This window comes from Ruegeria sp. BHSC223 (genome assembly GCF_059613025.1).
Genome location: NZ_JBXWRR010000001.1, coordinates 527,704 through 551,306 on the forward strand (window position 1 = coordinate 527,704; position 23,603 = coordinate 551,306).

The 23,603-nt window shown below is 63.3% G+C and carries 28 protein-coding genes and 1 tRNA gene; 10 read left to right on the forward strand and 19 right to left on the reverse strand.

From position 1 onward, the window contains the following. Positions 1–31: 31 nt before the first annotated feature. Both AC2FNY_RS02575 and AC2FNY_RS02580 read right to left on the reverse strand, forming a co-directional pair. Entirely contained in the window at positions 32–946 is a 915-nt protein-coding gene (locus tag AC2FNY_RS02575; RefSeq protein WP_234166707.1) for an ABC transporter permease, read from the reverse strand. Between the two features lie 111 nt (positions 947–1,057). Further along, positions 1,058–1,861 (reverse strand): ABC transporter ATP-binding protein, encoded by an 804-nt coding sequence (locus tag AC2FNY_RS02580; protein ID WP_234136534.1) that lies wholly within the window; start codon positions 1,859–1,861, stop codon positions 1,058–1,060. Between the two features lie 155 nt (positions 1,862–2,016). Between AC2FNY_RS02580 and AC2FNY_RS02585 the strand changes: the two genes are divergently transcribed. Continuing rightward, positions 2,017–2,307 (forward strand): cupin domain-containing protein, encoded by a 291-nt coding sequence (locus tag AC2FNY_RS02585; RefSeq protein ID WP_234136533.1) that lies wholly within the window; start codon positions 2,017–2,019, stop codon positions 2,305–2,307. A 5-nt stretch (positions 2,308–2,312) separates the two neighbouring features. On the opposite strand, the gene hydA is transcribed toward AC2FNY_RS02585, so the two are convergent. The 3 genes from hydA to AC2FNY_RS02600 form a co-directional block, all read right to left on the reverse strand. Beyond that, positions 2,313–3,767: a dihydropyrimidinase gene (gene hydA, locus AC2FNY_RS02590; RefSeq protein WP_496801536.1), complete on the reverse strand. Its 1,455-nt coding sequence runs from the start codon at positions 3,765–3,767 to the stop codon at positions 2,313–2,315. 24 nt (positions 3,768–3,791) lie between these two features. Then, positions 3,792–4,088, reverse strand: coding sequence for a hypothetical protein (locus tag AC2FNY_RS02595; protein WP_234162454.1), 297 nt, complete (start codon positions 4,086–4,088; stop codon positions 3,792–3,794). Between the two features lie 104 nt (positions 4,089–4,192). Continuing rightward, positions 4,193–5,443 carry a Zn-dependent hydrolase gene (locus AC2FNY_RS02600; RefSeq protein ID WP_496801537.1) on the reverse strand — a complete coding sequence of 417 codons (1,251 nt, stop codon included), beginning with the start codon at positions 5,441–5,443 and terminating at the stop codon, positions 4,193–4,195. A 162-nt stretch (positions 5,444–5,605) separates the two neighbouring features. Between AC2FNY_RS02600 and AC2FNY_RS02605 the strand changes: the two genes are divergently transcribed. Next, a complete protein-coding gene (locus AC2FNY_RS02605) occupies positions 5,606–6,223 on the forward strand; it encodes a TetR/AcrR family transcriptional regulator (protein ID WP_234136529.1) in 618 nt (205 codons plus the stop codon). Here AC2FNY_RS02605 and AC2FNY_RS02610 read toward each other — a convergent pair. Further along, positions 6,204–7,481, reverse strand: coding sequence for an MFS transporter (locus AC2FNY_RS02610; RefSeq protein WP_496801538.1), 1,278 nt, complete (start codon positions 7,479–7,481; stop codon positions 6,204–6,206). The two genes, AC2FNY_RS02605 and AC2FNY_RS02610, sit on opposite strands and share 20 nt — an antisense overlap. Positions 7,482–7,598: 117 nt before the next feature. Between AC2FNY_RS02610 and AC2FNY_RS02615 the strand changes: the two genes are divergently transcribed. Next, entirely contained in the window at positions 7,599–7,829 is a 231-nt protein-coding gene (locus tag AC2FNY_RS02615) for a hypothetical protein (protein WP_011047511.1), read from the forward strand. A 54-nt stretch (positions 7,830–7,883) separates the two neighbouring features. On the opposite strand, the gene preA is transcribed toward AC2FNY_RS02615, so the two are convergent. From preA to AC2FNY_RS02630, 3 genes are all read right to left on the reverse strand, one after another. After that, positions 7,884–9,188 carry an NAD-dependent dihydropyrimidine dehydrogenase subunit PreA gene (gene preA / locus AC2FNY_RS02620; protein ID WP_234166712.1) on the reverse strand — a complete coding sequence of 435 codons (1,305 nt, stop codon included), beginning with the start codon at positions 9,186–9,188 and terminating at the stop codon, positions 7,884–7,886. Between the two features lie 42 nt (positions 9,189–9,230). Next, positions 9,231–10,565, reverse strand: coding sequence for an NAD(P)-dependent oxidoreductase (locus AC2FNY_RS02625; protein WP_496801539.1), 1,335 nt, complete (start codon positions 10,563–10,565; stop codon positions 9,231–9,233). Between the two features lie 179 nt (positions 10,566–10,744). Then, positions 10,745–11,377, reverse strand: coding sequence for a cupin domain-containing protein (locus AC2FNY_RS02630; RefSeq protein ID WP_496801540.1), 633 nt, complete (start codon positions 11,375–11,377; stop codon positions 10,745–10,747). Positions 11,378–11,693: 316 nt separating this feature from the next. Here AC2FNY_RS02630 and nbaC point away from each other — a divergent pair, with 316 nt between their 5' ends. The 4 genes from nbaC (at position 11,694) to AC2FNY_RS02650 (ending at position 15,135) form a co-directional block, all read left to right on the forward strand. Further along, on the forward strand, positions 11,694–12,236 hold the full coding sequence (gene nbaC / locus AC2FNY_RS02635) for a 3-hydroxyanthranilate 3,4-dioxygenase (RefSeq protein WP_234136524.1): 543 nt from the start codon (positions 11,694–11,696) through the stop codon (positions 12,234–12,236). A 50-nt stretch (positions 12,237–12,286) separates the two neighbouring features. Next, a complete protein-coding gene (locus AC2FNY_RS02640; RefSeq protein ID WP_234136523.1) occupies positions 12,287–13,270 on the forward strand; it encodes a TRAP transporter substrate-binding protein in 984 nt (327 codons plus the stop codon). 66 nt (positions 13,271–13,336) lie between these two features. Next, on the forward strand, positions 13,337–13,879 hold the full coding sequence (locus AC2FNY_RS02645) for a TRAP transporter small permease (RefSeq protein WP_496801541.1): 543 nt from the start codon (positions 13,337–13,339) through the stop codon (positions 13,877–13,879). Then, positions 13,876–15,135, forward strand: coding sequence for a TRAP transporter large permease (locus AC2FNY_RS02650; protein ID WP_496801542.1), 1,260 nt, complete (start codon positions 13,876–13,878; stop codon positions 15,133–15,135). The genes AC2FNY_RS02645 and AC2FNY_RS02650 overlap by 4 nt, the downstream gene beginning before the upstream one ends. Positions 15,136–15,160: 25 nt before the next feature. On the opposite strand, the gene AC2FNY_RS02655 is transcribed toward AC2FNY_RS02650, so the two are convergent. Further along, a complete protein-coding gene (locus AC2FNY_RS02655; protein ID WP_234136520.1) occupies positions 15,161–15,733 on the reverse strand; it encodes a hypothetical protein in 573 nt (190 codons plus the stop codon). A gap of 118 nt (positions 15,734–15,851) precedes the next feature. Here AC2FNY_RS02655 and AC2FNY_RS02660 point away from each other — a divergent pair, with 118 nt between their 5' ends. After that, positions 15,852–16,868, forward strand: a complete 1,017-nt coding sequence (locus AC2FNY_RS02660; RefSeq protein WP_496801543.1) for a GT-B fold glycosyltransferase domain-containing protein — start codon at positions 15,852–15,854, stop codon at positions 16,866–16,868. 44 nt (positions 16,869–16,912) lie between these two features. Here the strand turns inward: AC2FNY_RS02660 and AC2FNY_RS02665 are convergent. Next, positions 16,913–16,989: transfer RNA gene (locus AC2FNY_RS02665), tRNA-His, on the reverse strand. 46 nt (positions 16,990–17,035) lie between these two features. Beyond that, positions 17,036–17,518, reverse strand: a complete 483-nt coding sequence (locus tag AC2FNY_RS02670; RefSeq protein WP_496801544.1) for a GNAT family N-acetyltransferase — start codon at positions 17,516–17,518, stop codon at positions 17,036–17,038. Positions 17,519–17,596: 78 nt separating this feature from the next. On the opposite strand from AC2FNY_RS02670, the gene AC2FNY_RS02675 reads away from it, so the two are divergent. Next, positions 17,597–17,788, forward strand: coding sequence for a DUF6324 family protein (locus AC2FNY_RS02675; protein WP_234136517.1), 192 nt, complete (start codon positions 17,597–17,599; stop codon positions 17,786–17,788). 76 nt (positions 17,789–17,864) lie between these two features. On the opposite strand, the gene AC2FNY_RS02680 is transcribed toward AC2FNY_RS02675, so the two are convergent. Further along, the gene (locus AC2FNY_RS02680) at positions 17,865–18,311 is read right to left on the reverse strand and encodes an MmcB family DNA repair protein (protein ID WP_234136516.1); all 447 of its coding nucleotides are present in this window, start codon (positions 18,309–18,311) and stop codon (positions 17,865–17,867) included. Between the two features lie 278 nt (positions 18,312–18,589). Continuing rightward, complete coding sequence (locus tag AC2FNY_RS02685) at positions 18,590–18,895, reverse strand: hypothetical protein (RefSeq protein WP_234145094.1); 306 nt, start codon at positions 18,893–18,895, stop codon at positions 18,590–18,592. Positions 18,896–18,991: 96 nt separating this feature from the next. On the opposite strand from AC2FNY_RS02685, the gene AC2FNY_RS02690 reads away from it, so the two are divergent. Further along, entirely contained in the window at positions 18,992–19,768 is a 777-nt protein-coding gene (locus AC2FNY_RS02690; protein WP_496801545.1) for a response regulator transcription factor, read from the forward strand. A gap of 172 nt (positions 19,769–19,940) precedes the next feature. Here the strand turns inward: AC2FNY_RS02690 and nusB are convergent, their stop codons facing one another. From nusB to AC2FNY_RS02715, 5 genes are all read right to left on the reverse strand, one after another. Further along, positions 19,941–20,423: a transcription antitermination factor NusB gene (gene nusB / locus AC2FNY_RS02695; RefSeq protein ID WP_496801546.1), complete on the reverse strand. Its 483-nt coding sequence runs from the start codon at positions 20,421–20,423 to the stop codon at positions 19,941–19,943. Beyond that, positions 20,420–20,971: a 6,7-dimethyl-8-ribityllumazine synthase gene (locus AC2FNY_RS02700; protein ID WP_234162446.1), complete on the reverse strand. Its 552-nt coding sequence runs from the start codon at positions 20,969–20,971 to the stop codon at positions 20,420–20,422. Before AC2FNY_RS02700 ends, nusB begins: the two co-directional genes overlap by 4 nt. Before the next feature lies 1 nt (position 20,972). After that, the gene (gene ribB / locus AC2FNY_RS02705; RefSeq protein ID WP_234166722.1) at positions 20,973–22,094 is read right to left on the reverse strand and encodes a 3,4-dihydroxy-2-butanone-4-phosphate synthase; all 1,122 of its coding nucleotides are present in this window, start codon (positions 22,092–22,094) and stop codon (positions 20,973–20,975) included. A 202-nt stretch (positions 22,095–22,296) separates the two neighbouring features. Continuing rightward, a complete protein-coding gene (locus AC2FNY_RS02710) occupies positions 22,297–22,836 on the reverse strand; it encodes a hypothetical protein (protein ID WP_496801547.1) in 540 nt (179 codons plus the stop codon). Positions 22,837–22,872: 36 nt separating this feature from the next. Continuing rightward, positions 22,873–23,460 (reverse strand): riboflavin synthase, encoded by a 588-nt coding sequence (locus AC2FNY_RS02715; RefSeq protein ID WP_234162445.1) that lies wholly within the window; start codon positions 23,458–23,460, stop codon positions 22,873–22,875. Between the last annotated feature and the right edge of the window lie 143 nt (positions 23,461–23,603).

The window sequence follows — 23,603 nt, forward strand, 5'->3', positions numbered from 1 at the left end:
GGGGCAGCGCCCCCCCTATGTCGTGCCATCCTCATGCCATCCCCATCCGCTTCAGAACCAGCCGCTCGATCACCCCCAGCAGCCCCACCAGACAGGCCGCCAGGATCGCCGCCCCGAACAGGGCCGACCAGATCTGCACGGTCTGGCCGTAATAACTCCCTGCCAGCAGCCGCGCACCCAGACCCGAAACCGCTCCGGTCGGCAACTCACCCACGATGGCCCCGACCAGCGAGGCCGCGATCCCGATCTTGAGCGAGGCAAAGAGATAAGGCATCGAGGCCGGCAGGCGCAGTTTCCAAAAAGTCTCGCCCTTTGAGGCATTGTAGGTTCTCAGCAGGTCAAGCTGCATCGCATCGGGGCTGCGCAGCCCCTTGACCATACCGACCACGACCGGGAAAAAGCTCAGATAGGCCGAGATCACCGCTTTGGGGATGATCCCCTGAACACCCACCGAATAAAGCACCACGATGATCATAGGCGCCAGCGCGATGATCGGAATGGTCTGGCTGACGATGGCCCAGGGCATCACCGACATGTCCATGACACGGGAATGCACGATCCCCACCGCCAGCAACACACCCAGAACAGTGCCGATGCCGAACCCCAGCAATGTAGCACTCAGCGTTACCCAGCCATGATAGACAAGGCTGCGTTTCGAGGTGATCTTCTTCATCACCGTGGTGTCCCACAGTTCGATCGCCACCTGATGGGGCGCCGGCAAGCGCGGACGCTCCTGCGCCCAGGTCTCGGGCACGGCAAACCCGTTCTTCAGCGCCAGCGAAACACCGCTCATCTCGCGCCGGGCGGCACCATCGGACGGCTCCACCACCGCCCCGCCGCGTTCCGCCGTCACCAGCACACCGTGAATGTTCATCGGCACGCAGGCCGCATACCAGAGCCCAACGATCGCAGCGAGGACGGTCAGAACCGCAAGCAGAGATTTCATGCCGTCCCTCCCCACGCGCGCAACTCCGATTTCCTGCAAGGAAATCGGGCCGGAATTCGTGCCGAATTCCGGTTCCGCCCGGCCTCGTCGCCGCGCATCCAGAAACCCAGCTCAGTCATCGGCATGCCCCGCCCTGAGACCCTCGCGCACGCGATGCGCGACCTCTATGAACTCCTTGCTGTCCCGAATATCCAGCGGCCGCTCCCTGGGCAGCGGGCTTTCGATCACATCGGTGATCCGGCCCGGGCGCGGGCTCATCACCACGATCTTGGTCGACAGATAGACCGCCTCGGGAATCGAATGGGTGACGAACCCGATGGTCTTGCCGGTCCGCGCCCAAAGCGCCAGCAATTGCTCGTTCAGGTGATCGCGCACGATCTCGTCCAGCGCCCCGAACGGCTCGTCCATCAGCAGGATATCGGCGTCGAAGGCCAACGCGCGGGCGATGCTGGCGCGCTGCTGCATTCCGCCCGACAGCTGCCAGGGAAACTTGCCGCCAAACCCAGCCAGATCAACGAGTTCCAGGACTTTTCTCACCCGTTCTTCCTGCTCTTGCCGGGAAAACCCCATGATCTCGAGCGGCAGCTTGATATTCTTGGCGATGGTCCGCCACGGGTACAGACCCGCCGCCTGGAACACATAGCCATAGGCGCGCTTGCGCCGCGCCTCGTCGGGCGTCATCCCGTTCACCGTCAGGCTGCCACCGGTCGGCGTTTCCAGCGCCGCGATACAGCGCAGGAAGGTGGTCTTGCCACAGCCCGACGGCCCGATGAAGCTGACGAAATCGCCCTTGTTGATTTCCAGGTTCACGTCCTTGAGCGCGTGAACCGGGCCGTCATTTGTCTGAAACGTCAGATCCAGCCCCTTGGCCGAAACCACGCTTGACAACTCCGGCTGCTGCCCTGTCCCATTCATAGTGTCATTGTCCTGTTCGAGACCCCCGAGCGATGCCCGATCAGATGCCAGAAACCTGCCAAAAACTCCGCCTTGGCGAAACCTATGCCGGCAAGCAGGGGTTCAATTATTTTCAAGGGATCGCACGCGAGACGACCGGCGCCCGATCCATTTGTATGCACATGTTGCGCATTCCGCCGGGTGGCCGGGCCAAGGCCCATCTGCACGCCGACCACGAAACAGCGATCTACGTGATCGAGGGGTCGGCAATCATGTACTGGGGCCCTGCGCTGGAACACCGCATGGAGACCAATGCGGGCGATCTGATCTATATCCCCGCCGGTGTCCCGCACCTGCCGATCAACACCGGTCAGACCGAGGCTGTCGCCATCCTGGCCCGCACCGATCCGCACGAGCAGGAGAGTGTCGTTCTCCTGCCCGAACTGGATGCGCTTGTGCCCGAATAGGCGCATCAGACCCCCGTCGCCGGAATGCCCGACCGTTCCACCGGACGCGGTGCGGTCAGTTCTTTCCAGCTGCTCAGCGCCCGGTTCACCGGCGTGTTCGCCTCGCGCGCCACGAACTTGCCATGGCCCTCCTGGGTGCGGATTTCGCCATCATGGACCGCCACCTGGCCGCGCGTCAGGGTAAAGCGCGGCAGGCCTTTGACCTCCTTGCCTTCGAACACGTTATAGTCGATGGCCGATTGCTGGCTGCCTGCGCTGATCGTCTTGGATTTCTCCGGGTCCCAGACCACCAGATCGGCGTCGGCACCGACCAGAACCGCACCTTTTTTCGGATAACAATTCAATATCTTAGCGATATTTGTTGATGTAACCGCCACAAATTCGTTCGGCGTCAGGCGACCGGTCGCCACCCCATGAGTCCACAGCATCGGCATCCGGTCCTCCAGCCCGCCGGTGCCATTAGGGATCTTGGAAAAATCACCCACGCCATAGCGTTTCTGCTCGGTGGTAAAGGCGCAGTGATCGGTAGCCACCACGCTCAGCGAACCCGATTGCAGCCCCGCCCACAGGCTGTCCTGATGTTGCTTGTTGCGGAAGGGCGGTGACATCACGCGCCGTGCCGCATGATCCCAGTCGGGGTGGAAATACTCGCTCTCGTCCAATGTCAGATGCTGGATCAGCGGCTCGCCCCAAACCCGCTTGCCTTGTATGCGGGCGCGCCGGATCGCCTCGTGGGACTCCTCGCACGAGGTATGCACCACATAAAGCGGCACACCGGCCATATCGGCGATCATGATGGCGCGGTTGGTCGCCTCGCCTTCGACCTGAGTGGGGCGCGAATAGGCATGCGCCTCGGGCCCGGTATTGCCCTCGGCCAAGAGGCGCGCGGTCATCTCGGCCACCACATCGCCGTTCTCGGCATGGACCATGGCAATGCCACCCAGTTCGGCCAGGCGGTTGAACGAGGCGAACAGCTCGTCATCGTTCACCATCAGCGCGCCCTTGTAGGCGAGGAAATGCTTGAACGTGTTGATCCCGCGCGTCTCGATCACGGTCTTCATGTCGTTGAAGACCTGCTCGCCCCACCAGGTCACCGCCATGTGGAAGGAATAATCGCAATTGGCCCGGGTCGATTTGTTGTCCCAGCGCTTGATCGCGTCCAGCAGGCTCTCGCCCTGATTGGGCAGGCAGAAATCCACCACCATCGTGGTTCCGCCCGCCAGCCCGGCGCGTGTGCCGCTCTCGAAATCGTCGCTGGAATAGGTGCCCATAAAGGGCATCTCCAGATGCACATGGGGATCGATGCCGCCGGGCATCACGTAACAGCCGGTGGCGTCCAACTCCTTATCACCGCTCAGCCCCGGGCCGATTTCGGTGATCACGCCGTTTTCGATCCGCACATCCGCCTTATAGGTCAGATCGGCGGTGACAACGGTGCCGTTCCTGATGACTGTGCTCATTTGCTTGAACTCCCTGTTTTCTTGTCAGACCGACCCGAAACAGCCGATCGCATTGCCATGCACCCCGATATCCAGCGGCCCGAACGGCCCCTCGACACAGAGCGAGAAACATCCCGCCTGCGGCAGGTAGACGACCACGTAGGGGCCATTCGGCCGCGTGACCGCCCAACCCTGCCCCATCACGCCGCCGCTGAACTGCACTTCCACAACCTCCGGCTCTTGCCGCAAAGCCGCGAAATCGCGCAGCGTGGCCCGGCCCACCGCATCCAATGGCGCGTTCGAAAGATCGGCCTCAACTGCCGCCCTCACACGTTTGCGCATTATGGCCGTGTCCGGCACCATCCCCTGTCCTTCATTTCGCCGAAAATACTCCGGGGGGTTCGGGGGGCAGCGCCCCCCGCTGGTCCGGGGGCATCGCCCCCGGATCACTCCACGATTTCCGCCGTCTCCACCACCGCATGGAACAGCACATCCGTACCAGCAGCGGCCCAGTCCTTCGATATCTCCTCGGCCTCGTTATGGCTCAGCCCGTCAACGCAGGGACACATCACCATAGCCGTCGGCGCCACCCGGTTGATCCAGCAGGCATCGTGGCCAGCGCCCGAGATGATGTTCATATGGCTGTATCCCAGCCGCTCGGCCGCGTTGCGGATGACCGAGACACAGCCTTCGTCAAAGGCCACCGGGTCGAAGCCGCCCACCTTTTCAAAGGCGATCTCCAGCCCCATCGCATCGGCGATCCTCTGGCCCTCGACGCGCAGCCGCGCCTCCATATCCTCGATCACCGACAATTCGGGGCTGCGGAAATCGACCGTGAACACCACCTTGCCCGGGATCACGTTGCGCGAGTTCGGGTAAACGTCGATATGACCCGCTGCCCCCACCGCATGGGGCGCATGGCTCAGCGCGATCTCGTCCACCTTTTCCAGAACCCGCGCCATGCCCAGCCCGGCATTGCGCCGCATCGGCATCGGAGTCGAGCCCGTATGGGCGTCCTTGCCGGTGATCGTGACCTGTGTCCAACTCAGCCCCTGGCCATGGGTGACAACGCCGATATCCTTGCCCTCGGCCTCCAGAATGGGCCCCTGTTCGATATGCAGCTCGAAAAACGCATGCATCTTGCGCGCGCCCACCTCTTCCTCGCCGCGCCAGCCGATGCGTGACAGCTCGTCGCCAAAGCTCTTTCCTTCGGCATCGGTGCGGGCATAGGCCCAGTCCTGCGTATGCATACCGGCAAACACCCCCGAACTCAGCATCGCGGGGGCAAAGCGCGTACCCTCCTCGTTGGTCCAGTTGGTGGCGACGATGGGGTGTTTGGTGCGGATGCCCAGGTCGTTCAGGGTGCGGATCACCTCCAGCCCGGCCAGAACCCCCAGCACCCCGTCATATTTGCCGCCCGTCGGCTGGGTATCCAGATGCGAGCCCACATAGACCGGCAGCGCATCCGGGTCGGTTCCCGCCCGCATGGCGAACATGTTGCCCATCTGGTCAAGCCCCATGGAACATCCCGCCGCCTCGCACCATTGCTGAAACAGCGCGCGGCCTTCGCCATCTTCGTCCGTCAGGGTCTGACGGTTGTTGCCGCCCGCCACGCCGGGGCCGATCTTGGCCATCTCCATCAGACTGTCCCACAACCTGTCGCCGTTGATTCTGAGATTCTGTGCCGGAGCCGCCATACCTGTTCCCCTGTTGCTTGCTTTGCGTTCTTGCTGGCCTAGCTATTTGACCAACTGGTCAAACTCACGCTATCACGGGTTTGACACCAGTCAAGAAATAGCCGAGTTCCCCTGCAAGATTCCGTCACTTCGACGGGCAAGCGAAGGAAAAATCAGCAGATCATGCCTCAGGACCGCGCGCCGACCCGTATCCAGAAGAAAAACCGTGCCGCCATCCTGGACGCCGCGCTGAACGTATTCTCGGCGCATGGGTTCCGGGGCGCGACGGTGGATCAGATCGCCGCCGAGGCAGGGTTGAGCAAGCCCAACCTGCTCTACTATTTCCCGTCGAAAGAAGCGATGCACGAGGCCCTGCTGGCCGAGTTGCTCGATACCTGGCTGGATCCGCTGCGCGCGCTCGACGATCAGGGCGAGCCCCTGACCGAGCTTTTGGCCTATGTCCACCGCAAACTGGAGATGAGCCGCGATTACCCCCGCGAAAGCCGCCTGTTCGCCAACGAGATCGTACAAGGCGCCCCGCGCATTTATCAGGCCCTGAGCGAAGACCTGAAGGCGCTGGTCGATGACAAGGTGGCGTTGCTCGAAGCCTGGATGGCGGCGGGCCGGATCGCCCGCGTTCATCCCTATCACCTGCTGTTCTCGATCTGGTCGCTGACCCAGCACTACGCGGACTTCGACGTGCAGGTGCGTGCGGTTCTGGGCAACGAGGATCCCTTCGACGGCGCCGATGTGTTTCTCGATACACTCTACCGGCGACTGCTCAGCCCGCGTCCGGAGTAATCTCTGTTTTCTCAGTCTCGACCTCATCGGACTCACCGCTTGCCAGCGCCGCGGTTTCAGGCGTGGTGGCGCGGGCGGCGGGCGCGGGCACAAAGCTCGATTTGTCGGCCTCGTCCACCGGGGCGCGCAACAGGATCCGCAGGCCAGAGAACAGGATCAGCAGCACATGCGCCGCCGCCGAGGTCATGAACAGGCCGGTTCCGCCCAGGTTCTCCATTCCGACCCCTGCCAGCAAGGGCCCCAGGATCGACCCGACACCGTAAAGCATCAACAGCCCGCCGCTGACCTGAATCGCCTGATCCGCGGCGGCGTGATCGTTGGCATGGGCAATGATGATCGGATACATGGCATAGATCGCGGCGCCGAACAGCGAGGCCAGCACGAGGTTCAGCATCCGGGTTTCCGGCGACAGAGCGATAAAGACCATATCGACCGCCAGCGCCAGGGCCGCGACACCGATCAGCACCGCGCGCCGGTCCAGCCGGTCCGACAACCAGCCGATCGGGATCTGCGACACCGCGCCCGCCAGCACCGGCAGACTGGCAAACAGCGCCACCGTCGTAAGCGCCAGCCCGATCCCATCGGCATAGACCGCCGACAACGTGCCAAAGGCGCTGTTCGTCACGCCGACACACAGCACCCCGATCACCGCCACGGGAGAGTTGCGCCAGAGCGCCATCAGGTCGAGACGGACACTGACCAGCGGTTTTGGCATCGCCTTGGAGGACATCGCCGTCGGCATCAACGCCAGGCAGTAAAAGATCGCGGGCAGGACAAAGAACAGAAAGCCCGACGTATCACCCATCGTCAGCACCAGTTGCCCGGCGGTCGAGGCACCGAGGTTCACCATCGTATAGAGTCCGAAGATGCGACCGCGCGTGCTCGGCTCGGCCCGTTCGCTTAGCCAGCTTTCGACGATCATCGCCGCCCCGGCAAAGCAGAAACCCGACATGGCGCGCAGCGGAATCCAGGTCCAGGGCGTCAGCAGCAACAAAGACATCAGCACGGCGACGGCAGCGAACCCGGACATTACGCTGAAGGCACGCACATGGCCGACCTTCCCCACCAGCCGCGGCGTATAGAAACATCCCGCGACATAGCCAAAAGCCCACCCCGTCCCCAGAAGACCCAGCGCCGAGGCACTGAACCCTTCCTGCGCGCCCCGGATCGGCAGAATCAGGCTGTTCATGCCCCCCGCGAAAAGCAGCAAGGCAGAGCCAAGCAACAAGGCACTTACGGGAAGAAGCTGACGTACCATGGGGACCTGCAGACTGAACACACCCTTGTCCCGAAGTACCCGCGCGGCGGCCTGGAGACAAGGCAAGGCCTTGGGGTGAATTCAGCCTTTCTTTACCATAACCTGCTGAGATGAGGCATGCAGACCCTGCCTCACCCCGATCAGGCCCGCCGCTGGCTGGAACAGATTTTTGCCACACGCGCCGTTCAACGCGGCGCGGTCGTCCGCAGATCCATCGCCTGGGTTGACCGCGAAGTCGGCAAGGAGCGCTTCCTGACTGAAATGCGCCGCCGCAACTTTCACGTGATCGAAACGGCGGATCAGTTCGTCGTGGTCTGCCACAACGGACCGATCCGCCTTCTTTTCTGAGAAAATTCGTCGAATTTTCTCAAGCAGAGATTTTTCGTCGAAAAATCTCAGACCTCACTCCGCCGCGCGTGCCATCGGGTTGTTGGGATGCGTGGTCCAGTTGGCATAATCGGCCTGCACCACCTTGCCGGTGCGCGGGTCTGTTTCGCCCGGCTGCATCGGCACCATCGAGATGCACCCCTCGATCGGGCAGACATCGACGCAGAGGTTACAGGCGACGCATTCGTCATCCATCACCTCGAACACCCGCTCCTCGGACATGGAAATCGCCTGATGCGAGGTATCCTCGCAGGCGGCATAGCAGCGGCCACATTTGATGCACTGATCCTGATCGATCTTGGCCTTGGCGATGTAGTTCAGGTTCAGATACTGCCAATCGGTCACATTGGGCACCGCGCGCCCGACGAAATCGCTGACGCTGGTGTATCCCTTCTCATCCATCCACTGGCTGAGGCCGGATTTCATCTCTTCCACCACGCGGAAGCCATAGGTCATCGCCGCGGTGCAGACCTGCACTGTTCCACAGCCGAGGCTCATGAACTCGGCCGCGTCACGCCAGGTGGTCACCCCGCCGATGCCGCTGATCGGCAGTCCCTGGGTTTCCGGGTCGCGCGAGATCTCTGCCACCATGTTCATCGCGATCGGTTTCACCGCCGGACCACAATAACCGCCATGGCTGCCCTTACCGTCGATCGAGGGTTCGGGGCTGAAATTATCCAGGTTCACCGACGTGATGGAACTGATTGTATTGATGAGAGAAACCGCATCCGCACCGCCGTTTTTCGCGGCCCGTGCCGGATAGCGGATATCGGTGATATTGGGTGTCAGCTTCACGATCACCGGCTTGTCGTAATGGGTCTTGCACCAGCGCGTGACCATCTCGATATATTCGGGAACCTGGCCCACCGCAGCGCCCATGCCACGCTCGCTCATCCCATGCGGGCAGCCGAAATTGAGCTCGATTCCATCGGCCCCGGTTTCAGCCACCCGCGGGAGGATCGCTTTCCATTCCGCTTCCTCGCAGGGCACCATGATCGACACGATCACCGCCCTGTCGGGGTAATCCGCCTTGACCCGCGCGATCTCTTCCAGGTTGGTTTCCAGCGGGCGGTCGGTGATCAGCTCGATGTTGTTGAGGCCCAACAGACGCCGGTCGGCACCATAAATGGCGCCGTAGCGCGGGCCGTTGACGTTGACCACCGGCGGCCCTTCGGAGCCAAGCGTCTTCCACACGACACCGCCCCAACCAGCCTCGAAGGCACGGCGGACGTTGTATTCCTTGTCGGTCGGCGGCGCCGAGGCCAGCCAGAACGGGTTCGGGCTTTCGATGCCCAGAAAGTTTGTCTTCAAATCAGCCATTTATACGGCCTCCCTGATGTGCTTTCGCATCCTTGTTCGGTGTCACGCGCTTAGTTGTGCGTGGATGTCCATGGCGGCATCGCGGCCTTCGGCCACGGCGGTCACGGTCAGGTCCTCGCCGCCGCTGGCACAGTCGCCGCCGGCCCAGACCCCGGGCACCGAGGTACGACCCGCCCCGTCGACCTTGATCTTGCGGCCCTCCAGTTCCAGCCCCTCTGGCGCGCCTTCCAGCGTCTGACCGATGGCCTTGAACACCTGATCGGCAGCCAAACGGATGGTCTCGCCCGTTCCGGTCACCGAACCGCCCGCGCTGGTGGTGTATTCCAGCTCGATCTCGACCGCCGCGCCATTGCCATGCACCGCCACCGGCATCACGTTGAACATCAGCCTGACGCCTTTGGAGGCAGCCAGATCCTGTTCGAAGCCGCTCGCTCCCATCTCGGCCCGCGAACGGCGATAGGCGACGGTCACGTTCTCGGCGCCCAGCAGTTTCGACTGCACGGCGGCGTCGATCGCGGTCATGCCGCCGCCGATCACCACCACATTGCGCCCCACCGGAAGTGCAGACAGGTCGCCCGCCTGGCGTAGCTCCGCAATGAAATCGACCGCGTCGCGGACGCCATCCTTGTCCTCGCCCGCTGCGCGCAGGGCGTTCACCCCGGCAAGGCCAATGGACAGGAATACCGCGTCATAGTCGGCGCGCAGCCCACCGAGCGTGAGGCCCTGCCCCAGGGCCGAGCCCTGCTCAACCGTGATGCCACCGATTTGCAGCAGCCAGTCCACCTCGGCCCCGGCAAAGCCGCCGGTCGCCTTGTAGGCGGCGATACCGAACTCGTTCAGCCCGCCGGCCTTGGGCCGCGCCTCGTGGATGACCACGTCATGGCCCAGCATCGCCAGACGATGCGCGCAGGCCAGCCCCGCAGGCCCTGCGCCAACAACCGCCACGCGCTTGCCGGTGGACGCCGCGCGGGTAAAAGGATGCACGCCGCGCGCCATCAGCGTATCGGTGGCATAGCGTTGCAGCCGCCCGATCTCGACCGGCTTGCCCTCGGCCGCCTCGCGCACGCAGGCCTCTTCGCAGAGCGTCTCGGTGGGGCAGACGCGGGCGCACATGCCGCCCAGGATGTTCTGCTCCAGAATGGTCCGCGCCGCGGCCTCGGGGTGGCCGGTCTGGATCTGCCGGATGAACAGTGGAATGTCGATCTCGGTCGGACAGGCCGTCTGACACGGCGCGTCGTAGCAGAAATAGCAGCGATCCGCGGCCACCGCCGCCTCATGCGGCGCATAGGCCGGATGCAGATCGTCGAAATTCGCGGCAAGTTCGTCGCTGGAAAGCCGCCCGGCGACAATGCCGGGAGCCATCTGGCCCTGTGCCATCGTTCTTCTCCCTGAAGATATGTTCGTTATTGAGATCAGCTTGCCACATCCAGAAATTTTATCAACTGGTAAAATTTATCTTTCGGTCAAAAATGAAGAACCCGGACGAATTCGCCCGGGTCCGCAAGGCTGGGTGCCAGAATTTTCGGCGAAAATTCTTGCCGCATGCCGCAAGGATGTCAGACCATTCCGGCGAGGTGGCCGGATTTCACCCAGACACGCGCCCCCTCGGCCCCCACGGTCAGCTCCAGCCGCGCGCCCGGTGGCAGGCGCAGCCAGTCCCAACGCGAAAAGGACTCCCCACCCTCCTGAAACCCGCCCTCCAGCACGAAGACCTCGATCCCGCCGGGCAGATCGCGCGTCACCTGCGCACCCGCCGCCCAGCTTTCCAGCCGCACCTCTTCATGCGCATCGGCAAAGAGCGTCTCGTCGCTCTTTCCGGTGATCGAACGGCGCACCTCGGTGCGGTCGGCTGGGTCGAACTGATGCAGCTTGACCAGGATGGTCGCCCCCGGTTCGGTCGTGGGCGTATGGGACGAGGTCGGCGGGTTGCGCACATAAGAGCCGGTCGGAAAATCGCCCAGCTCATCCTGAAACACACCGTCCAGAACCAGGTATTCCTCGCCTCCGTCATGGGTATGGGCGGCAAAGGCGCTGCCCGGTGCAAAGCGGACGATGGTGGTGGCCCTTGCCACCTCGGCCCCGATCCGGTCCAGCATCTTGCGTTCGACCCCGGGCGCGGGCGACGGCACCCAGTCCGTCTGGTCGAAATGCACCGCCGCGCGCTGGCTGAAATCCGCATTGATCCGCATGGGTTGTCTCCTGCTTGCTCCGTCGCCCTTCGATCTGGCGCGCTGCGGGGGCCAAGAAAGCACGTTCACGCAGAGGTGATCAACCGCCCTGACCCTCGACCGCGGCCAAGACACTTGACAGGAGCCATTCCTTTAACCTTAAAATTTCATGCATGAAGGAAGTTCGTCAGCACCCCACGGTTCGCAAGGCCGGTTCCCGCGCTGCTATCGCGATTTTCGATAGCGGCATTCGGACAAATTCCTTGTCTTGCAGCCCCGCCCGGCCCGACGCTGATACAAGCCCGCAATGGCAAGCACCGGTAAGGAGGAACACGTGATGGCACGGCTGAGCGCCTTCAATTTCCAGAAATGGATCGACGAACACAAGCATCTGCTGAAACCGCCCGTCGGCAACCAGCAGGTCTGGGAGGATGCGGATCTGATGGTGACCGTGGTCGGCGGCCCCAACAAGCGCACCGATTATCATGACGACCCGGTCGAGGAGTTCTTCTACCAGCTCAAGGGCGACATGGTGCTGAAACTTTACGATGGCGGCGAATTCTATGACGTGCCGATCCGCGAGGGCGACATCTTTCTGTTGCCGCCGCATGTGCGCCACTCGCCGCAGCGCCCGCAAGAGGGCTCGATCGGTCTCGTGATCGAACCCAAACGCCCCGAAGGCGCCCATGACGCCATCGAATGGTATTGTTTCGGCTGCGGCAGCCTGGTGCACCGGGCCGAGCTGTTGCTGGAAAGCATCGTGCGCGATCTGCCACCCGTCTATCAGGCCTTTTATGCCGACGAACAGGCGCGCACCTGCCCCAATTGCGGCGAGGTACATCCGGGCAAGGAACCACCAGAGGGTTGGGTGAAACTGTAAACCGCGTTTAGACTGACAAAAAACAACGAATCCAACAGGGAGAGAACCACATGACAATCAGCTTCAAGGGACTGGCCCGGGGGGTTGCCTGTGCCGCGCTGGTGCTGGCGGCGCTGCCGGCGGCGGCCAAGGAATTTCGCCTGGGCCTGATCACCCCGCCACCGCATACTTGGACCAAGGCCGCCGAGGCCTTTGGCGCCGAACTGTCCGAGAAATCGGGCGGTGCGCATTCGGTCTCGGTATTCCCCGCGCGGCAGCTGGGCAACGAGGCGCAGATGCTGCAACAGTTGCAGACCGGGGCGCTGGACATGGCCTTCATGACCGTGGCCGAAGTGTCGAACCGGGTGCCCAACATGGGGGCGTTCTATGCGCCCTATCTGGCCAAGGATATCAACCACGCCTCGGCCATCCTGCGCTCGGACACCGCGCGCGGCATGCTGGCGGTGCTGCCGCAAGAGGCGGGCGTGGTCGGCGTCGGCTATGGCAGCGCAGGCATGCGCCAGATCCTGAGCCGGGGCGCGGTGAATTCCGCCGCCGATCTGTCCGGGCTCAAGCTGCGGATCACGCCGTTCGATCCGATCCTCGATTTCTACAACGCGCTGGGGGCCGCACCCACGCCGATGCCGCTTCCGGCGGTCTATGACGCGCTGGCCAATGGCCAGGTGGATGCGATCGACATGGATGTCGAGCTGATCAACGTGTTGAAATATCATGAACATGCCGACACGCTCCTGATCTCGAACCACATGATGTTCCCGATGGTCGGGCTGATCTCGGCCCGCGTCTATGCCGGGCTGAGCGATGCGGACAAGGCGATGATTTCCGAGCTGATGGCCAAGCATGTGGACAGCACATTGGACGTTTACATGGCCAAAGAGCCGGAATGGACCGATGCGCTGACCAAGGTGGGCAAGACCTTCAAGCGGGTCGATCAGGACTTCTTCGGCGATGCCATCGCACAATGGGAGACGATCTGGGCGGACAAGGCCCCATCCCTGCCCGAGCTGCGCAAGACCGCGGCGGACCTGCAATAACCCCGGAAAACCCCGCGTCGGGCCGGCCCTGTGCCGGCCCGTTTCGCGACATTTGAAGGCAGGCACATGCTGTATCGGGCATCGCATCTCTGGGCCAGGGTCGAACTGGTCTGCGCCGCTGCGCTGGCGGCCTCGGTCACCGGGCTCATACTTCTCAACGTGGTGACCCGCGCGGCGGGCAACGCCATCTATTGGGTGGACGAGGCGGCAATCTATGCCATGGTCTGGATGACCTTTCTGGCCGCATCCGCCGCGATCCATTTCCGCAGCGCCATCGCCGTCACCCTGGTGAACGAGATGCTGGACGGGCACGGCGCGCGCATGCTTGAACGGGTGGTCGATCTGGTGCTGTTCGCCTTTGCCTGCCTGATGGTCTGGATCTGCCTGCGCTGGTTCATGCCGCTGGAACTGATGCGGGCGGGCTGGGATGTGAAGGCGTTTCAGGGCCAGACCTTCAACTTCATCTATGCCGAGCCCACCAACACGCTGGACCTGCCCAAGGTCTGGGTCTGGCTGGTGATGCCGCTCTTTACCCTTGGGGCGCTGCTGCATTCGGCGGCCAATCTGTTCTATCCGGGCCGACACCCCGAGGCGGAGACCGCGCAATGACCCCGATCCTGTTCCTTGTGCTGCTCTTTGCCTCGGTCCCCATCGCGCTGGTGCTGGCGCTGACCGCGCTTTGGTACATCTATGACAGCGGCAATCTGGTGCTGTATGACAGTTTCGCGCAGCAGATGTTCGCCGGGGTCGAAAACTACGGGCTGCTTGCCATCCCGCTGTTCATCCTGACCGGAGAGTTGATGAACGAGGGCGGCATGACCCAGCGCCTGGTGCGCGCCGCGCGGGTCTTTGTCGGCGGGTTCCGGGGCGGGCTGGCCTATATCAACCTGCTTGCCAACATGTTCATGGCTGCGATCATCGGCTCGGCCGCCAGCCAGATCGCGGTGATGAGCCGGGCCATGGTGCCCGCGATGAAGGAAGAGGGTTACGACCCCGGTTTCGCCGCCGCCACCACCGCTGCTGGCGGGTTGCTGGCACCGGTCATTCCGCCTTCGATGCTGTTCGTGATCTATGGCGTGCTGGCGCAATTGCCCATCGGCGATCTGTTCATCGCGGGCATCATCCCCGGCCTGATCATGGCGGGTTCGTTCTTTGTCGTCGTGGCGCTGATCGGGCTCAGCCAGCAGTTTCCCAAGGGCGACTGGATGACCATGCCGCAGGCGCTGCGCGCCCTGCGCGACGCCCTGCCCGCCTTTCTGATCCCGCTGGCCATTGTCGGCGGCATCCTTTTCGGCATCGCCACCCCCACCGAAAGTGCCGCCGTCGCCTCGCTGATCGCCTTTGCCGTCGGCTGGCTGGTCTATCGCGAGATCCATATCCGCGATCTGGGCGCCATGTTCGCGCGCACCGCCACCAATTCCTCGCTGGTGATCTTCATGATCGCGGCGGCCAATGTGTTCGGCTGGGTGGTGATCTACGAGGAACTGCCGCAGAAATTGGCGGCGTTTCTGTCCACCGTCACCTCGGATCCGTTCACCTTTCTGCTGATCGTCAACCTGTGCCTTCTGTTCGTGGGCATGCTGATCGACGGCATCGCGGCGCTGATCCTGATCACGCCGATCCTGCTGCCGATCGCGATGAACAGCTATGGCATCAGCCCCTATCAGTTCGGCGTGGTGATCAGCCTGAACCTGGTGCTGGGCCTGCTGACGCCGCCGGTGGGGGTGGGTCTCTATATCGCCTCGGCCATGTCCGGGGTGCGCCCCTTTACCATCTTCACCGCCCTCTGGCCGTTCCTGCTGGCGGTGGCGGTGGTGCTGGTGATGCTGAGCTATTTCCCGATCCTGAGCACCGCGTTGATCTGACCCTCCCCGATAGCGGCAGCACCCGTCAGGGCATCAGCACCTGCGCGCGCGCGAAACTGGCACTGTCGGCGCTCAGATCGTCATAGATCAGTTCGACATCAATCTGCGCCACCGAGCCCGAAGGGAAACTGCGGAATGGCAGCCCGTCGCTGTCGATGATCGCATTGGGCGCGGCGGTCTCGGCATGGCAGGGCGGCAGGGGCCAGATCTCGGGCGCGGCCCCGTTGATCGAGACCGACATCTGCGCCAGCCCGCAGCGCCAGGACCACAGATGCGTGACATAGAGCAGGTCCTGCCCGTTATAGTCGCGCAGCGCCACCCAGTTGCCGCGCGTGGCATTCAGGATCGGCTTCACTTCGGTCGCGGTGGTGAACTTGCCGCTGGGCACCTGCGGCTCGGCGACCAGTTGGGGCGCGGGCGTCAGAAAGGCCGGGGTCGCGGGAGCCTCGGCCTTGGGTTCGGGTGTCAGGAAGGCAGGGGCCGCCGGCGCCTCGGCCGGGGCCGTGACAGCGGCGCTTTCGGTTGGCGTCGGCGCCTTGCCCTCGCCCTGGGACGACTGCGCCGCGCCGGCGATGAGGAACAGCAGAATATCGAGCATCTGGAACGGGCCTTTCAAAATCAGTTGGCGGGAAATCCGGGCTTTTGGCGCCCGGCCCCTGCCCCTATACTACGTCAAAACAGGGGCGCCGCATCACCAAATCCGGCGGCGGGCAGAGATGGCAAAACAACAGGTCGCGAAAACGACGGGGCGCAGACCCTTCAATATCGTGGTGGTGGGTCAGAACAACCGCCTGCAATACGAGGCGGTGCTGTTTGCCGCCTCGCTGCGCCATTCGACACCCGATTTTGACGGCCGCCTGTTCGTCGCACACCCGCAGCCCGGCCCCAAATGGGACGAGGACCCAAGCATCCAGAGCGACGAGTTGCGCGCCGCGCTCGACATGCTGGGGGTCGAGCTTTTGCCGTTTGACAACAAGGTGTTCGGCCAGACCTATCCGCATGGCAACAAGATCGAGGCGCTGCTGGCCCTGCCCGAGGGCGAACCCTTTGTGTTTTTCGACACCGATACGCTGATCACCGGCGACCTGATGTCGGTGCCCTTCGATTTCAGCCGCCCGACCGCTTCTCTGAAACGCGAGGGCACCTGGCCCCAGCCCACCCTCTATGGCCCTGGCTATACCGAGATCTGGCGGGCGCTTTATTCCCGCTTCGGGCTGGATTTCGAAAGCTCGCTGGATTTCGATCAGCCAGACGAATACTGGCGGCGCTATCTCTATTTCAACGCCGGTTTCTTCTATTACGAATGCCCCCACAAGTTCGGGCACCGGTTCCTGACCTATGCCCGCTCGATCCGCGACACGCCGCTGCCCGAACTGGTCTGCCAAAGCCTCAATCCCTGGCTCGACCAGGTAGCGCTGCCGCTGGTGATCCACTCGTTTGGCGGCGGGCGCGACAGCCTGCCCGAGGGGCTGCTGGACGGAACCGTCAGCTGCCACTATCGCCTGTTCCCGCTGCTCTACGCCCGTGAGGCGGACCACGTGGTCGAGGTGCTGGAAGAGGTCTGCGCGCCCAACAAGATCAAGAAAGTGCTGAAGAATTACGAACCGCTGAAAAAAATGGTCTATCAGGGCAAGGGCGCGAAGATCCGCGAGATGTTCGACCGTGAGAACCTGCCGCACAAGGAACAGGCAATCCGCAACCGGATCAAATCCAAGGGGCTGTGGCTGCGCTAGGATGCAGCGGAAGACGCGACGTCATGGTGTGGGGAAACCGTTTATGGTACCGCCTCCCTGGCTTGAACAGGGGACCTCTGGATCCACAATCCAGCGCTCTAACCAACTGAGCTAAGGCGGCACCGTGAGGGGCGATGTACCCAACCGGGTTGCGGATTGCAAGAGGGTCAGAGCGTAATTTTCCAGCTTTGTTCGACCAGATCGACGCCAAAGGAATGCACCGGTTTGCTGTCGGTCAACTGCCAGCCGGTGGCGGCGTAAAGGGCGCAGGCGGCACGGTGGCTCTCATGGGTCCAGAGCTGCATTTCTAGATAACCCTTGTCCCGTGCAAAGCCCATGCAGGTGTCGAGAAGACGGCGGCCAATGCCCCGCCCCCGTGCCTCTGGCACCAGCAGGAACAGGCGCAGCTTGGCGGTGGTCTCGTCCAGCCGGACGCAGAAGATACTGCCCAGCCGCTGGCCATCCGCCTCGGCGATCCATCCCTGTTCGCAATCAGGGTCGTGATCGGCGATGAAGTCGTCGAGGATACGCGCCACCAGCGGTGCGAAACTGTCATCGAACCCCTCGGCCTGGGCATAGAGCGTGCCATGCTGTTCGACCAGCCAGGAGGCGTCATCGGGGCGAAAGGGGCGCAGGGTGATCGTGTCCATGGGGTATCAGACCCCGGAACCGGCTTGATTCTCAACCCGGCCCGGTCTAGTCCGGCTAAGGTTTCTCCGGAGGACGAGATGGGCATCAATACCGAACGCGATATCGAGGCGAATCTTCAGATCGGCCCGACCGATGCCGGGATGGTGCGGCTCTTTGTCGAGGCGCACGGGGTCGAGGTGCCGATGGATTTCGATCCCGAAGAGGCCGAGGAAATCGCGGACGAAATCCGCGCCGCCGCGCAGGCCGCCCGCCTGATGTCCAAACGCTGAGGCGGCGCCGGAAAACGACACGTTTTCCGGACCGTTTTCCGGTGCGGAAAACGGTGCTGGCCGCGCTCGACGCGCTTTATTCGAAAATGCCGTGGCCCTCGGGGTCGCGCAGCGCCTGCAGGCGCCGCGCCGCATGGGTGGCGAATTTCTGGATCAGTACCTTGCGTCGGGCCGGGGCCAACTTTTGCTCCGGCGCCATGCGCACGATCTCGGCGTCATAGGCATCGGCGATCAGCAATCCGCTTTCTGACGGCAGCAATTCGGCCGGAAACTCCACATCCACCGCCCAGAAATAGCGGTCACACCACTCCAGATACCCCTGCCATTTCGAATCCGCCTGAAAATCGGCGCGGCTCGACTTGCATTCGACCACCCAGATCTCGCCCTTGGGGCCCAGCCCCATCACATCGACACGCAGCCCGCGGGCGGGCACGAACTCTTCGACCGAGACGAATCCATGCGCCCTGAGGTGTCGTGAAACGCCACGCGCCAGCCGCTGTCCGGGTTGCAAATCCAGTGTCATGGCAACATGGTGAACAATAGGTGAACAAAATTCAAGCCCGTTCCCGTCATCTGCCCCCTTGCGGGCGGTAGCGGTGCGCCCTACCTATGGGGGCGGCGGGTTCTGCCCTTCTCGTGACAGGTAGCATTCCGGTGGCCTTAAACATTTCCGAGGGGGCTGGCTCTGTTCAGGTCCTGGCCTGATTACCTGGCGCCCACCTGTATATACAGGTCCTCGGGAATCGAACCGCACGGTCGATACTTGGTGGTTCCCGCCGCATACCACCCGATGACCCGGGATCAGCCCCGCTGTGCGGGCGCTTCCTGCCGGGCCGGCACCGGGCGCAGGTCGGACACCTTGCTGCCACCGCGCGGCGGCGTGTCGTCCTCGGCCAGGCTCATGATCTTCCAGGCGAATTGCACCCCGGCAAAGACGATCCCGTTCATGAACCACAACATGAACACGGCAAGCAGCGCCGAATCGGACCGGGCGATCAGCCCCCGGAGGCCAGCGATATCGAGCCACAGGAGACCCGCGATGAACACCGCCGAAATCGCAAAGCCTACCAGGACCTGGGTGACGTAGAGACGGATCAGACGGGGCATGGTCTTACTCCTTGTTGTTTCTTCTCATCTTAGCGCAGAATGATCTGAAAGGCAGGGTATCCCAGCGGATCTGCGACAATATATGCCGGAGACGGAATGCGAAATCTCACCGAGTTTGCGCTCGATCTTTTGGAAAGCCTCTCTCATATCTTCGACGATGCCGCGCGTTGGGAATACGCGGTCGCCCGTCTGAACGAGTTTGGCTTCAAGGCGCTGAACATGGGGCAGTTCACCCCCAAATCCGGAATCCTGCACTGGGCGCGCAGCTCGATGGCGCCAAACTGGCTCAAGATCTATTCCGAAGGGGGCTATTCGGATGCCGATCTGGTGCTGGCACAAGCCGCTCAGGGGCCCGAAAGTCTCTATATCGATTCGAACCGCCGTTTGCAGGAAAGCAACTCGGACACCGCCATGGCGCTCTATTCCGGGCTGCTCGAACATGGCTATCGCCATGTCTTCAGCCTGATCGTGCCCTGCCCCGGCAATCTGGCGACGCTGGTGGCTCTGTTCACCGATCACCCCGAAGCCGAGGCCTGGATGACCGAACAATCGGCCGGAATGCGTATTTTGGCAACAGTCATCGGCACCAATCTGGGGCCCGGAACCGAACATGGCCTGTCGCCGGGCCAGGATCTGGCCCCAATCCTGGGCACAACCACCCCCCTGTCGCGCCGCGAGCGCGAGGCGCTGCATCTGCTGGCAGACGGATTGCGCAATGAACAGATCGCCACTGCGATGGAGATCAGCGAAATCACCGTGCGGATGCACCTGAAATCGGCCCGCGACAAGCTGCGTGCGCCGACGCGCGAAGCAGCGCTGGTAAGAGCCGTCAAGATGGGGCTGCTCAGTGGCCAGACCTATCGGAACAGATAGGTTTCTTTGTTGATCGGCTTGCGCTAGCGTCCCGGAGCCGGGCTCCTGTCGTGAGTGGTGGCCCCGGTGAATTTCATCCAGATATTTTAATATGCGGCGGCGGTTTCGTCCCATGGACGGCCGCCGCCGGTTTCCCTATTTCGACCCAGACAGAAGCGGGGGTGCGAGAGCCTCAGAACGCGTCCGGGCGTGCCTCTCGGGCCATGTGATCCAGCACCGCGTTCACGAAACTGGTCTCACGCCCCTCGGGAAAAAACGCGCGCGCGATATCGACGAATTCGGTGATCACCACCTTGGGCGGGGTGTCGTTCTGGCTCAACTCGGCCCCCGCGGCGCGAAACAGCGCCCTGAGAGTCGGGTCGATCCGCGCAATCGGCCATTTTGCCACCAGCGCCCGGTCTGTCATCTGGTCGATCAGCGCCTGATTGTTGACCGCATCCCCCACCAGCGTGCGGAACAGTTTCGTATCCCCCTCGGCCAGTTCGTCGCCTTCGTAAACGGCGCCGAAACGGTGGTCGACAAACTCGGACACGACGGATTCGACCGTCTGACCCGAATGCTCCATCTGGAACAGCGCCTGCACGGCATATAGCCGCGCGGCGGATTTCATCTGGCGTTTCCGGTTGACCGGTTTGGGGGTGTCGCTCTGGCTCATGCGGTGCGGGATCCGTTCTTGTCCTCGGCGAGAAGAATGTCCTCCGCCTTGGGGCGGAAACCCACATCCTTTCTCGAAGCGCCCCACTTACGTCCGAGCGCGATCAGATGCAAGGCCGCAGCAGCCGCGCCGCCACCCTTGTTCATCGCGGCCGGATCGGCACGCACCTCGGCCTGGGGGCGGTTCTCGACCGTGAGGATGCCGTTGCCGATGCACAGGCCCTGAAGCCCCATCAGCTGGATCGCGCGGCTGCTGTCATTGCAGACGGTGTCGTAATGGGTGGTTTCGCCCCGGATCACGCAGCCAAGCGCCACGTAACCGTCGAAACTGCTCTGCCGGTCGGCCATGGCGATGGCGGTGGGCACCTCAAGCGCGCCGGGCACCTCGACAAGGTCCCAGCTGCCGCCAACGGCCTCGATCTCGGCCTTGGCGCCGGCAACTAGGTTGTCGGCGATGTCCTTATAATAGGGCGCCACCACGATCAGCAGTTTCACCGGCTTGTCGAATTCGGCGCGCGGCAGGGTGTAATGGGTCTCGTGTCCGGCCATGTCAGACGTCCTTCATGATGGGGCGGGTGCCGACGATGGAGAGGCCATAGGCATCGAGCCCGAGATACTTGGTTTGCGGCGAGTCGGTGAGCAGGATCAGCTCGTGCAGGCCCATCTTGGACAGGATCTGGGCGCCCAGACCGGTCTGCTTGATGGTGCGCACGCCGTCCTCGTCGCTGGCATAAAGCGCGTTGCGCGGCTGGCGGAACAGGCAGACGACGCCGCGCCCTTCGGCGGCGATCTTCTCCATCGCGCGGGGCAGTTCCTGCGTCGGCTTGGGGCCAAGGCCCAGCACATCGGACGCCTCGTGCAGCGCATGGGTGCGGGTCAGCACCGGTTCGGAGGTCGAGATGTCGCCCTTGACCAGCACCACATGTTCGATGCCGTGGGTCTGGTCGGTAAAGATGCGCATCTCCCACGCGCCACCATATTCCGAGGTGACGGTGCTGCGGGATGTTTCGTCCACCAGATTGTCGTTGCGGGCACGATAGGAGATCAGGTCGCTGATGGTGCCGATCTTCATCCCGTGCCGCTCCGCGAAATCGACCAGGTCCGGCAGGCGGGCCATGGTCCCGTCTTCCTTCATGATCTCGCAAATCACGCCCGAGGGGTTCAGCCCGGCCAGACGCGAGATATCGACCGCCGCCTCGGTATGACCGGCGCGCACCAGCACCCCGCCCCGCTTGGCGCGCAGCGGAAAGATATGGCCGGGGGTGGCCAGGCTTGCCATGGTGTTCTGTTCGTTGATCGCGGTGGCAACCGTCAGCGCCCGGTCGGCGGCGGAAATGCCGGTCGACACCCCCTCGCGCGCCTCGATCGAGACGGTGAAGGCGGTTTCGTGGCGAGAAGAGTTGTTGACCGCCATCATCGGCAGGCCCAACCGGTCGATCCGGTCGGCGGTCATCGGCAAGCAGATCAGCCCGCGCCCATGGGTGGCCATGAAATTGATCGCGGCGGCATCGGCAAACTCGGCGGCGATGCACAGGTCGCCCTCGTTCTCGCGGTCCTCGTGATCGACCAGGATATACATCCGGCCCTTGCGCGCCTCGTCGATGATCTCCTCGATCGGACTGATCGCGTCGCGCAGGCGGGCCTCGACGGGTCCGGGCGTCTCAAAGCTCATGGGGCGGCCTTTCAGCTGTCTTGTCTGCCTGCGCAGATAGACCACCGCGCGCGCGAATGCCAGTGCACAAACGGCAGGCAAGGTGCGGGACGCGGCGTTCAGGCCCGGCTGCGGGGGGGGGGTGGATTGGGGGCGCTGCCCCCGGCGCCTGTGGCGCCTCCCCCGGAGTATTTTTGGCGAAATGAAGGGGCGAAGGTCGGCGCTAACCCAGCTGATGGGCGAAATACTCGGCCGAGGGCAGGTATCCGGCCGCGCGCCCGGCGGCGGCCCAGTCGGCCTCGAGCGGGGCGTCACCGATGATCAGCACGCCCGAGGCGGGCAGGCGCTGACTGTGGATCAGACCCTGCACCCGGTCGCGCATCTGCGCCCAGCTGTCGGAAAGATGCGGTGCGCGGTCGGCGGCGGCCAGTACGTGGTTGACCGCCAGCACCGCCTGTGGCGTGGCGGGCGGATGCACCAGGGTCAGACGCGTGGCGCTTTTCACTTGTTCGATCTGACGCGCTTCGGGCGCGGCAATCTCGCCGCCCGAGCCAAAGATGCGCAGCGCGTTGGACGAGAACAGCAGGCCCAGGATATCCTGTCCCGAATACTGCCGCACCTTTGCATAGCTGCGGTAGGTCATGCCTAGCTCGGCGGCTCGGCGCATGCGCATCCGCAAAACCAGCATCGGGATTGCCTCAGGCATCAGCGCCTTTTGCGCCTGCCGCCAGGCATGGGTGCGCCAGAGACGTCCACTCTCCATCGACGGACCCCCATTATGCCCGATTCCGGCCATGGCTCAGAGCGCCTCGGCCAGCCGCGCCACGTAGCGCGCCAACATGTCGATTTCCAGGTTGACCCGGTCACCTACCGCCACGCTGCCCCAGGTGGTCGCCTCTTTGGTATGAGGGATGAAGTTGATGCCGAATTCGGCCCCCTCGACCGCATTCACGGTCAGCGAGGTTCCGTTCAGCGCCACAGACCCTTTGGGTGCGATGAAACGGGCCAGTTCAGCGGGTGCACGCAGGGTGACGCGGGTGCTGTCGCCCTCGTCGGCGATGGCCACAACCTCGGCCACCCCGTCCACATGGCCCGACACGATATGGCCGCCCAGCTCGTCGCCCACCTTGAGCGCGCGTTCGAGGTTCAGCCGCTTGCCGACCGTCCAGCGGCCCAGATTGGTCTTGGACACGGTCTCGGCGCTGATCTCGACATCGTACCAGTCCTCTCCCAACGCGATCACGGTCAGGCAGACCCCGTCGCTGGCGATAGAGGCGCCGATGTCGATGCCCGAGGTGTCGTACCCGGTGCGAATGCGCGCGCGAAGATCGCCGCGCTGTTCCAGCTCGACCACGGTGCCGATATCTGTGACGATGCCCGTAAACATGGTTCTTACCTTTGCTGTGCCATTCCTGCACCGAGGTAACGCCCTGCCACGCGCGCGGCAAGCCCCCCGCTTGCCCGCCTGCCCCACCCGGGTCATAGTTTCGCCCGATTGGCCGGTCAGGATGGCGGTCACGCCCGAAAACC